Source organism: Streptomyces sp. FH025 (assembly GCF_017427025.1).
In the GTDB taxonomy this organism is placed as follows: Bacteria; Actinomycetota; Actinomycetes; order Streptomycetales; family Streptomycetaceae; genus Kitasatospora.
The window spans coordinates 1-8,957 of the sequence record NZ_JAFLNG010000301.1 but is presented as its reverse complement, the minus strand read 5'-3'; the positions used below and the strand labels follow the sequence as shown (position 1 = coordinate 8,957).

The window sequence follows — 8,957 nt, the reverse complement described above, 5'->3', positions numbered from 1 at the left end:
TGTCGCCGCCCTTGTCCGCGCCGCAGGCCGAGGCGGTTCCGAGCGCGGCGAGGATGAGGACGGCGATCCCCACGGTTCTGTGTCGGTGCATGGGGTGAGGTCTCCCGGTTCTGGCGGACGGTGTGGTCATGGGAGGGCGGCGGGGCCCGTCCGGTTCCACAGATGCGCGTGCGGCCCCACCGGCCGAAGGTGGCTGGTGGGGCCGCACGGGGGAAGCAGCGTCAGCCGGAGATCTTCCACAGGCCGCGGCCGTGGGTGGCGGCCATCAGGTAGCCGCCGTCGGGGGAGACGGTCAGGTCGGAGACGGAGGCGTTCGGCAGGCCGGCGCCGAGGCGGCTCCAGCCGGCGGAGCCGTCGGCCACGAACACGCCGACGTCGCCGCCGACGACGACCTGGCCCTTCCAGACCTTCACCACGCTGAACGGGGCGTCCGGCAGGTTGCCGCTGATGTCCGTCCAGTGCGCGCCGCCGTCGCGGGACTCGAAGACGTGGCCGACGCCGGCGCCGTCGATCCAGTGGCGGCTGTACGAGCCGTAGACCGCGTAGACGTGGCCGGCGTCGGCCGGGTCGACGGTCAGGCCGGTGACGAAACGGTTCGGCAGCTCGGGGGCGCTGATCCGGTGCCAGGCGCCGCCGTAGTTGGTGTCGATGCCGGAGGTGAACGGCGTGGCCGCGCCCGGGTTGCAGCCGTTGCCGGTGCCGCACCAGCCGACGTAGGTGGTGGTGCCGGAGACGGCGACGGCGGTGGAGGCGTTGCCCGCGCCGAGGTCGCGGACGGGCTTCCAGTCGCAGACCTGCTGCCAGCAGGTGGTGTCCCAGCCCTTGCCCTGGTTGTCCCAGACGTAGCGGCCGCCGGCGACCCAGTGGTCGGCGTTGCCGGGGTCGGCGGAGAACGGCGCGTTGAAGCGGCCGTCGCTCTCGCACGGGCTGGTCTTGTTCTGCTTGCAGTTGGGCGTCACGTAGTACCAGCTGTGGCCGCCGTCATCGGACTTGGCCATCGCGAGGTTGGTGTACTCGGCGACCACCCGGTTGCCGTTCTTCGGGTCGACGACGACGTCGAAGCCGTCGCCGCCCTTGGGCTCGGCCATGTGGTCGCTGCCCGGGGTGAGGACGGAGTAGCCGTTGTCCTGGAGGCCGCCCCAGGCGATGTCGCCCTTGCCGTCGGGGGAGGCTCCGAGGCCGCCGTAGAAGTACTGGAGCGTGCGCAGGGTGGCGTTGCGGTCGGTCCACCGGACGACCTTGCGCAGGGCGGCCGGGCGGGACCAGACGCCGCCGTCGTTGCCGAAGTACGCGGTGCCGTCGGGGGCGACGGCGGCGGCGTGCTGGTCGGGGTGGGTGGTGTCGGGGCAGGTGTTCCTGGCCGGGTCGTCGTCGTAGCAGGGCAGGTCGTAGTTCCAGTACGGCCCGATGGTGTCCCAGGTCCTGCCGCCGTCGGAGGTCTCGTAGATGTCCTCCAGGCCGAGGTAGACGTGGTTCGGGTCGGCCGGGTCGACGGTGACGTACTGGTCGTACCAGGCCTGGGCGCCCGGAGTGCCGGCGCGGCCGCCGGAGGCCTTGAGCTTGGCGGCGTCGGCGAGCTTGGTCCAGGAGCCGGAGACGTCACCGGAGTCGGCGGAGAAGACGCCGCCCAGGCTGACGTTGGTCGGGTCCTCGACGACGGCGTACAGCTTGTTGCCGTCCGGGGTCCACTCGAAGGTGGTGCGGCCGAAGTGGCCGGCGTCGAGGTCACCGCGGGGGGTGGCCCTGGTCCAGGTCGCGCCCGCGTCGTCGGAGACGTAGAAGCCGTTGTACTGGAGGTCGGCGGGCGTGGTGCCGCCGCGCCAGCCGAGGGCGGCGACGACCGTCTGACCGTGGCTGCCGGGCCGCACGCGCACGTCGGTGACGAAGGAGGTGCGGTACGGCGAAGCGGTCGGGTTGGGGTCCGGCTTGAGCACCGTCTGCCAGGGGCTGCGGATCTGCTTCGACGGGTGCTTGAGCAGGCCCTGGTTGGTGGCGACGTAGACCTGGTTGTTCTCGGCGAAGGAGATCCGGAAGACCATGCTGTTGGCGACCCGGTCGCCGACCAGCTGGAAGGTCTGCCCGTGGTCGGTGGAGCGGTAGACGCCGCCACCCGCGATGCCGTCGGCGTTGCTGTTCGCCTCGCCCGTGCCGACCCACAGCGAGTGGTCGGCCGGGTTGACCGCGACCGCGCCGATGGAGAGCGTGTCCTGCTGGTCGAAGACCGGCGTCCAGTGGGCGCCCTGGTCGGTCGAACGCCAGACACCGCCCCCGGCGGCACCGGCGTACAGGTACTGCCCGTCGACGGCCAGCGAGGTGATCCGGCCCGAGGCGACGCCGTGGCCGGCCATGTGCGGGCCGAGTTCGTACGAGTGGTCCGAGGTGTCGTACGGCGCGCTGGAGAGCTCGCTCCAGCGACCGCCGCTGACGGGCATGCCGTTGGCGCTCTGGCGGCCGGCGGCGAAGGCCTCCGAGCTGACCGTCGTGCCGGGGGCGGTGCGGACGGCGCTGTAGGCGGCGTCGGCGGCGAGGATGTCGGCGCTCTCACCGCCGCCCTCGCCGCCGTCCTCGTCCCCGAACGCCTCGGGGCCGAAGGGCGGCAGGGCGGATCCGTCGGTGATGGCGGTGCCGGGGGTGGTGCCGGCCGGTGCGGCGTGGCCGGGTATCGCGGTGAACAGCAGCAGAGCGGGCAGGGCCGCGCTCAGGGCTACGCGGGTTGCGCGGCGCCTGGCTGAACTCATCGGGGCTCCTCACGGATGACGCGGAAGTGCGGCCCCAACCTGCCGTCTTCGATCATTCCAAGGAAGAGCTGTGCGGGAGTATTTGCAGATGCGTTAGATATCGGATGCGAACGATGCCCGAGAGTGAACCCCCTTCGGCTGAAGACCGGTTGCGACCTCGGAGTATTCCGTTGCCTTTAACCGATTTCACAGAATTGAGTTTTAACCATGCGTTACGCGGATCCCCTTCACGTGCCGCCACGACACCGCCGTCCGCCAGTGGCGCGGGGCCGCTGAACGGAAGGGGGTGTTCTCAGAGCCGTGCCGTGATGGCGACCAGCAGGGCCGCCAGGCCCACGGTCAGCCATGCGACGTAGTCCCCGAGCAGCCCGGAGTGCAGGCGCCGGAGGGGAAGGACGGCCGCCCGGTACAGCCTGCCGGTGCCGCGCCGGGGATCGCGGCGGAGGGCCGCGGTGGCGAACCCCGCGGCCAGCAGGACGGAGAGCAGGCCCAGCCCGGTGCCGGAGGCCGTCCACCAGGCCTCGGGTGGAGGAGCGGCGGGCGGAGCGGGCCGGCCGAGGACGTCGGCGAGGTAGCCGGCCCGGTCGGTGAAGGCCGCCGCTCCGGACGCCAGCGCCCGTCCGATCCCGGGCAGGACGCCGACGGCCAGGCACCCGGCCAGCAGCAGGCCGGGGACCGCGACCATCGGCCTCGGCAGTCGGCGCTCGGTCGGACGGATCTCGGGTTCCTCGCCCTCGCCGCTGGTCGCGGCGACCTCGGGGAGCTCCGTGGGCGGGGCGCCGACCCCGCCGAAGACCCGTAGGCCGGCGCGCAGCACCGCGCCGCCGGTGAGCGCGGAGACCAGGACGAACTCGGCCGGCAGCCAGCCGAGTTCATGCCCGGCGGCCTCCTCGGTGAGGGCCTTGCCGAGTCCGGTGCCGAACGGCGGGAGGCCGGCCAGGGCCAGTGCGCCGAGGACGAACAGCAGCCCGGGCAACCGGAGTTCGCGGGCTCGGCCGTGCAGTCCGTGTTCGTCCACGGAGCCGTACCGGTCGAGGAGGACGCCGGTGAGGCCGAACAGGGCGGCCTTGGCGCCGGCGTGGCCGGCCACGTAGACCGCCGTGCCGGCCAGTCCGGCCGGGTCGAGCAGCGAGGCGCCGATCAGGAAGAGGCCGATGTGCCCGACGGTGGAGAAGGCGAGCATCCGCTTCAGGTGGCGCTGCTGCCAGCACATCACGGCGCCGACCAGCGCGGTCAGCACCCCGGCGGCGAGCAGGGTGCCCCGGACGATGTCGTCCGGGAGCCCGCCCGTTCCGGCGAAGACCACTCGGTGGATCCGTGCCACCCCGTAGACGCCGAGTTCGACCATCACCCCGGACAGCAGCATGCACACCGGGCTCGGCGCCACGGCGTGCGCGTCCGGCAGCCAGAAGTGGAAGGGAACGGCCGCGGCCTTCACCAGTGGACCGGCCAGGACCAGGACGAAAGCGACCACGACCAGGGCGTCCCGGCCGTGCCCGGTCGCGGCTCGCGCGTCCAGGGCGGCGCCGATCTGGGCGAGTCCGAGCTCTCCGGTGCGGGCGTACAGCAGGCCGATGCCGAGCAGGGAGAGGTACGCGGCGGCCGAGTTGACCAGCCCGAACGCGAGCGCGCCGTGCAGCGGCCGCGGGTCCTCGATCCGGTATCCGGTCAGGGCGTAGGCGACGGCGCCCATCAGCTCGAAGAAGACGAAGGCGTCGAAGAGGTCCCCGGTGAGCGTGAAGCCGCACATCCCCGCTTCGAAGAGCAGCAGCAGGGCCGGGAAGATTCCGCCGTGCTCGCCCGATGGTTCGTCGAAGTACCGCCAGGCGTAGCCGAGCACGGCCAGCACCAGGACGGCGGCGAGCAGCGCGAGCCCGATGCCGAGCCGGTCGGCGACCAGGACGATGCCGACGCTGTGGCCGCCCGTCGGCGTCCAGTCGCCCAGCCAGGACACCGCCCGCCCGTTCGGGCTGGTGCGGATCCACAGCAGGCAGAGGCAGGTGACGTCGGCGGCGGCCCAGGCGGTGGCGAGGGCATCGCGGGCGGGTCGGGGCAACCACCGGCCGGCGACGGCCAGGACGGCGGCGCCCAGCAGCGGGATCGCGACGGCCAGCGGCAGCAGATCAGCGGTGCTCACCGGCCGTCACCCTCGCAGTCCGGCGAGTTCCTCCGGGTCCACCGTGCCGTGCCGCTTGCGCAGTTGGATCACCAGGGCGAGGAGCAGCGCGGTGACGGTCGCCCCGACGACGATGTCGGTCAGCGCGAGGGCCTGGACCACCGGGTCGACCACCGGGGCGTCGGTCGGCAGGTCGGAGTAGACGGGCGCGGTGGCGCCTCGGCGGTAGCCGACCGCGAGCAGCAGGACGTACGTGGAGGACTGCGCGACGGCCAGGCAGCCGACCGCCTGCACCAGGTTGCGGCTGGTGACGAGCCCGTACAGCCCGGCGAGCAGGATCCATCCGGCGACCAGGTAGGGGAAGACGCTCAACGGGGCCTCCTGCGGGGAACGACTTCGACCGCCTGGTCCAGGAAGTGCGCGAGCAGCACCACCACACCGGAGGCGACCTCCACCCCGACGGCGGCGTTGATCACGGCGACCAGCCCGCTGGAGGACAGCTGGTTGAAGGTGCCGAGCGGCAGGGTGTTGGTGAGGTAGGCGGTGCCCTGGGCGAGGCCGATCAGCCCGAGTGCGGCGTAGGCTCCGGCGGCGATCGCGTCCGTCACGTCCAGGACGGCCAGCGGGCGGACACGCTTGAGTACCAGGTAGTCGGCGGCGACGTAGGCCAGGTGCAGCGCGGTGGCCAGCGCCACGCCCCCCTGGAAGCCGCCGCCGGGGCTCAACTGGCCGTGGGCGACGAGGTATCCGCCGGTCAGCAGGGTGACCGGCAGCAGTGCGGCGCCGAACAGCCGGGTGCTGGGCAGGACGGGTTCGGCGGCGGCGCGGCGCTTGCGTTCGTCCCGGGCCAGGCGCAGCAGCATGCCCGCGCCGAGCACCGAGCCGAAGAGGATCGATTCCTCGCCGAGGGTGTCGAAGGCCCGCTGGTCGAAGTTGACGGACGAGACGATGTTGGCGGTCCGCCGGGCCAGGCCGGCGGCCACCGCCCTTTCACCGTACGGGTGTTGTGTGCCGCCGAAGCCGGGCAGTTCGGTCGCGGCGGCGATCAGCGCGGCGGCCAGGACGGTGGCGGCGGTCAGGAAGAGCCGGAGGCGGGCGACGCGGCTCACTCGGTGTGGTCCGGGCGATCGTCGGGGTGCTCTTCGCGGCGCACTCGGCGGACGGTCAGCAGGATCAGCAGCGGCGTGATCGCGCTGCCCACGCCCAGCTGGGAGAGCGCGACGTCCGGTGCCTGGAGCACGGTGAACAGCAGGGCGAGGCAGAGCCCGAGCAGGGCGAGGACGGCGGCCTGCCGGACCGGGTCGCGGGTCAGCGCGGCGGTGGTCGCGGTGACGGAGGTGAGCAGCAGCGCGATCACGATCAGGGCGTTGGTCACCGCTCGGTCCTTCGCTCGGCGTGCACGGTGGTCCTGGCGACGGCCATGGTGGTGATGGTGCCGCCGACCGCCAGCAGCAGGCCGATCACCAGCAGCTTCACGGCCGCCCGCCCCGGACCGGTGTCCACCGCGAGGGCGAGGGCGACCAGCGGAGCGCCCAGGACGGCGGCGGGGGAGAGCGCGTGCAGCCGCAGGTACGGGCCCGGCAGCACGACGAGGGCGAGGGCGGCGAGCAGCAGGGCGGCGGTGCCCGCGCCCAGCAGGACCAGGGCGAGGAAGTGGCGGACCGTCACCGTTCCCTCCCGGCCAGGAAGCGGGTGAACACCAGCGTCCCGGCGGGCGCGAGCACGGCGAGGTCCAGTGCCAGGTCGGTGTACGAGGTGCGGCCGAACCCCTGCGTGAGCAGCAGCAGGACGACGGCCGTCGCCGTCGCGGCGAGGCTGAGCGCGGCCACGCGCTGCTGCGCCGAGCCGCGCAGCCCGAGCAGGAGACAGGGCCCGATCCCGCCGACGCCGAGCACGGCGGCCGTCACCAGCCAGGCGTTCACGGGGCTTCGCCCGTCAACGCCCGCTCCAGCGCGGACACTTCACCGCCGAGTGTGTGCACGGTCAGGCTGCCGTCCTCGGCGTCCACGGCGACGGCGCCGGGTGTCGCGGACAGCAGGGCCGCAGCCCAGGCCGGTCCGGTGCCGGGTGCGAGCCGCACGGTGCGGAACCCGCCCCGCCGGCGGCGCGGTGACAGCACGGCGAGTGCGAGCCGGCCGGTGTCCGCCAGCAGGGTCCACGGGAACGCCCAGAGCGCCTGCGCCAGCCGCGCCGGTCCGCCCGTGGCGGCCCCCGAGGCGCGTCGCACCGCGACGGCGCCGACCGCGCCGAGGACGGCGAGGCCGCCGCCGACCGCCACCTCCAGTGGCGTCACCGAGCTGATCAGTACGGTGTTCAGCAAGAGCAAAACCCCCCACCAGAGCAGGAGTTCGACCGCTGTCCGCATCGCTCCACCCCCAAGTCCCGCTGTCAGGGCGCCCGTCACCGTGGCGGGCGCCCCAGGTCTACCGCCCGGTCGGCGGACGCGTGCCGCGCGCAACGCCGCCGGACGCGCGATCGCCGTAGCGGACCACCCGTTCGCCGGACGGCGCAGCCGAAACCTCCGATGATCGGCCCGGTCGGCCCACTCGATTCAGTCTGTTCAGTCGGGCGGCTCGTGCGGCTCCGGCTCGTGACTCGGCTCCGTGGCGTCCTGCGGCTCCAGCCCGTGGTTGGGATCCGTCCCCTCGAACTCGGAGCCGTCCTGCGGCCTTTCCCTCCCCGTGGGTGCGGGCAGCGGTCCGCCCTCGCCGGTCATCCGGGACTCCGGGGTCTCGACCGGTACCGGCGGGTCCTTCGGAACGGGCTTCTTCGGATTGCTCATCGCGTCCACCTCCGGGGGAGGGGAGGGCGGGTGGTCAGGGCCCACGGAGCGCCTCGACCACGCCGTCCCGAATTCGTGCGGGTCAGTCCTTCCCCGCGTCCTTGACCTTCTCGGCGGCCTGCTTCAGGTCGCTCTTGACCTGCTTGCCACGCCCCTCGGCCTCGACGACCCGGTCGCCCGTGGCCTGCCCGACGGTCTCCTTGGCCTTGCCCTTGGCCTTCTCGGCCGCGTTGCGCAGCTTCTCCTCGGTACCCATGTCCGGTACTCCTCTCGTGATGGGGGCGAGAACCACTCAGCCCGGCGCTTGCCCTGAGGAGGCGTTTCCACACCTCGTCCTGGGGCACTTGCCGGTCGCCGCCCGGCGCGGTCACGGCGATCGCCTCTGTTTCCCGTCCGCCGGGCGTGTAACCGTGGTGGAGCCGGGCAAACGCGGGTCATGGACGAGTGGGCAGCGGACCCGGCGACGCCCGGGATGGCCCCCGCTTCGGCCGACCGTGCGGCCCGCGGTCGTGCGCGGCACAATGGCCGGGACGGCGCGTCGCCGTCGCGACCGGACCGGGAGCCCGCCATGCCGCCGACCGCCGAGGGCGCCGCAGTGGGCGAGGGGGCACGGAACGCCGCTCTGTGGGCCACGGTGGATCGCAAGGGTCCGGTACGGATCGGTTTGCGATCACCGAAGCCGACAGGGTGCTGACGATCCATCCAGATCTGGTGCCGGCGCTCGAGCAGCCGGGCCCGCCACCACCTGGAAGCACGCCGCGGCCCGGTGTGAGGAGGCTCTGATGAACCGCCCCGGGGAAGACCCTCGGCACGGACGACAGGAACGGCCCGGACGACACGGACCGGTCGGGGCGGGGAGCCCGGGGCAGACCAGGAGGCTCGTACTGACGGGCAGTGAGGGTGCGGTGCACCGCAGCCGTGAGTTCAGCGAAGAGGCCCTGCGGTCCTGGCAATGGATCCCGACAGCCGACGACGAGCAGCACGCCCTCGCCGAGGATGTCCTGCTCATGGTGTCGGAGCTGATCACCAACGCCTGCCTGCACGCCCCCGGGGGCCCGCGCGAGCTGCGGCTCAACTGGGACGGCGCCCGGCTGCGCGTGGAGGTCACGGACGCGAGCCCGGTGCCACCCCGGCTGCGCCCGTACGCCGACCCGGGTCGGCCGGGCGGGCACGGCCTGCGCGTGGTGGACCGGTTGGCCCGGGACTGGGGCTGCTTGCCCGAAGGGACCGGGAAGCTCGTGTGGCTGGAGGTGCCGTCCCCGTTCGGCCGTCACATCCAGCGGTCCTTACGCGCAGCCGGTCCTACTGCTGCCCGGGGTGC

Annotated in this window: 11 protein-coding genes; 1 reads left to right on the top strand and 10 read right to left on the bottom strand. The window is 73.2% G+C overall.

All coding sequences use genetic code 11. The features are described from left to right. Positions 1-221: 221 nt before the first annotated feature. The 10 genes from J0670_RS21220 to J0670_RS21175 form a co-directional block, all read right to left on the bottom strand. Positions 222-2,738, bottom strand: a complete 2,517-nt coding sequence (locus J0670_RS21220; protein ID WP_207813226.1) for a sialidase family protein — start codon at positions 2,736-2,738, stop codon at positions 222-224. A 292-nt stretch (positions 2,739-3,030) separates the two neighbouring features. Next, positions 3,031-4,875 (bottom strand): complex I subunit 5 family protein, encoded by a 1,845-nt coding sequence (locus tag J0670_RS21215; protein WP_207813225.1) that lies wholly within the window; start codon positions 4,873-4,875, stop codon positions 3,031-3,033. 6 nt (positions 4,876-4,881) lie between these two features. Next, on the bottom strand, positions 4,882-5,226 hold the full coding sequence (locus J0670_RS21210; RefSeq protein WP_207813224.1) for a sodium:proton antiporter: 345 nt from the start codon (positions 5,224-5,226) through the stop codon (positions 4,882-4,884). Then, positions 5,223-5,963 (bottom strand): MnhB domain-containing protein, encoded by a 741-nt coding sequence (locus J0670_RS21205; protein ID WP_207813223.1) that lies wholly within the window; start codon positions 5,961-5,963, stop codon positions 5,223-5,225. The genes J0670_RS21210 and J0670_RS21205 overlap by 4 nt, the downstream gene beginning before the upstream one ends. After that, a complete protein-coding gene (locus tag J0670_RS21200) occupies positions 5,960-6,229 on the bottom strand; it encodes a DUF4040 domain-containing protein (protein WP_207813222.1) in 270 nt (89 codons plus the stop codon). Before J0670_RS21200 ends, J0670_RS21205 begins: the two co-directional genes overlap by 4 nt. Next, entirely contained in the window at positions 6,226-6,522 is a 297-nt protein-coding gene (locus J0670_RS21195; protein WP_207813221.1) for a monovalent cation/H(+) antiporter subunit G, read from the bottom strand. The genes J0670_RS21200 and J0670_RS21195 overlap by 4 nt, the downstream gene beginning before the upstream one ends. Then, positions 6,519-6,776, bottom strand: a complete 258-nt coding sequence (locus J0670_RS40310) for a monovalent cation/H+ antiporter complex subunit F (RefSeq protein ID WP_207813220.1) — start codon at positions 6,774-6,776, stop codon at positions 6,519-6,521. Before J0670_RS40310 ends, J0670_RS21195 begins: the two co-directional genes overlap by 4 nt. Then, a complete protein-coding gene (locus tag J0670_RS21185; RefSeq protein ID WP_207813219.1) occupies positions 6,773-7,174 on the bottom strand; it encodes a Na+/H+ antiporter subunit E in 402 nt (133 codons plus the stop codon). The genes J0670_RS40310 and J0670_RS21185 overlap by 4 nt, the downstream gene beginning before the upstream one ends. Positions 7,175-7,414: 240 nt before the next feature. Further along, positions 7,415-7,636: a hypothetical protein gene (locus J0670_RS21180; protein ID WP_207813218.1), complete on the bottom strand. Its 222-nt coding sequence runs from the start codon at positions 7,634-7,636 to the stop codon at positions 7,415-7,417. Between the two features lie 82 nt (positions 7,637-7,718). Then, entirely contained in the window at positions 7,719-7,892 is a 174-nt protein-coding gene (locus J0670_RS21175) for a CsbD family protein (protein ID WP_207813217.1), read from the bottom strand. A gap of 649 nt (positions 7,893-8,541) precedes the next feature. Between J0670_RS21175 and J0670_RS39345 the strand changes: the two genes are divergently transcribed. After that, positions 8,542-8,957 (top strand): ATP-binding protein (locus tag J0670_RS39345; RefSeq protein WP_307806626.1); only part of this gene is annotated, 416 nt, incomplete at its 3' end.

Coding starts and splice junctions, on each gene's coding strand:
- J0670_RS21220 (WP_207813226.1), bottom strand. CDS start 2,738: ATGAGTTCAGCCAGGCGCCGCGCAACCCGCGTAGCCCTGAGCGCGGCC.
- J0670_RS21180 (WP_207813218.1), bottom strand. CDS start 7,636: ATGAGCAATCCGAAGAAGCCCGTTCCGAAGGACCCGCCGGTACCGGTC.
- J0670_RS21175 (WP_207813217.1), bottom strand. CDS start 7,892: ATGGGTACCGAGGAGAAGCTGCGCAACGCGGCCGAGAAGGCCAAGGGC.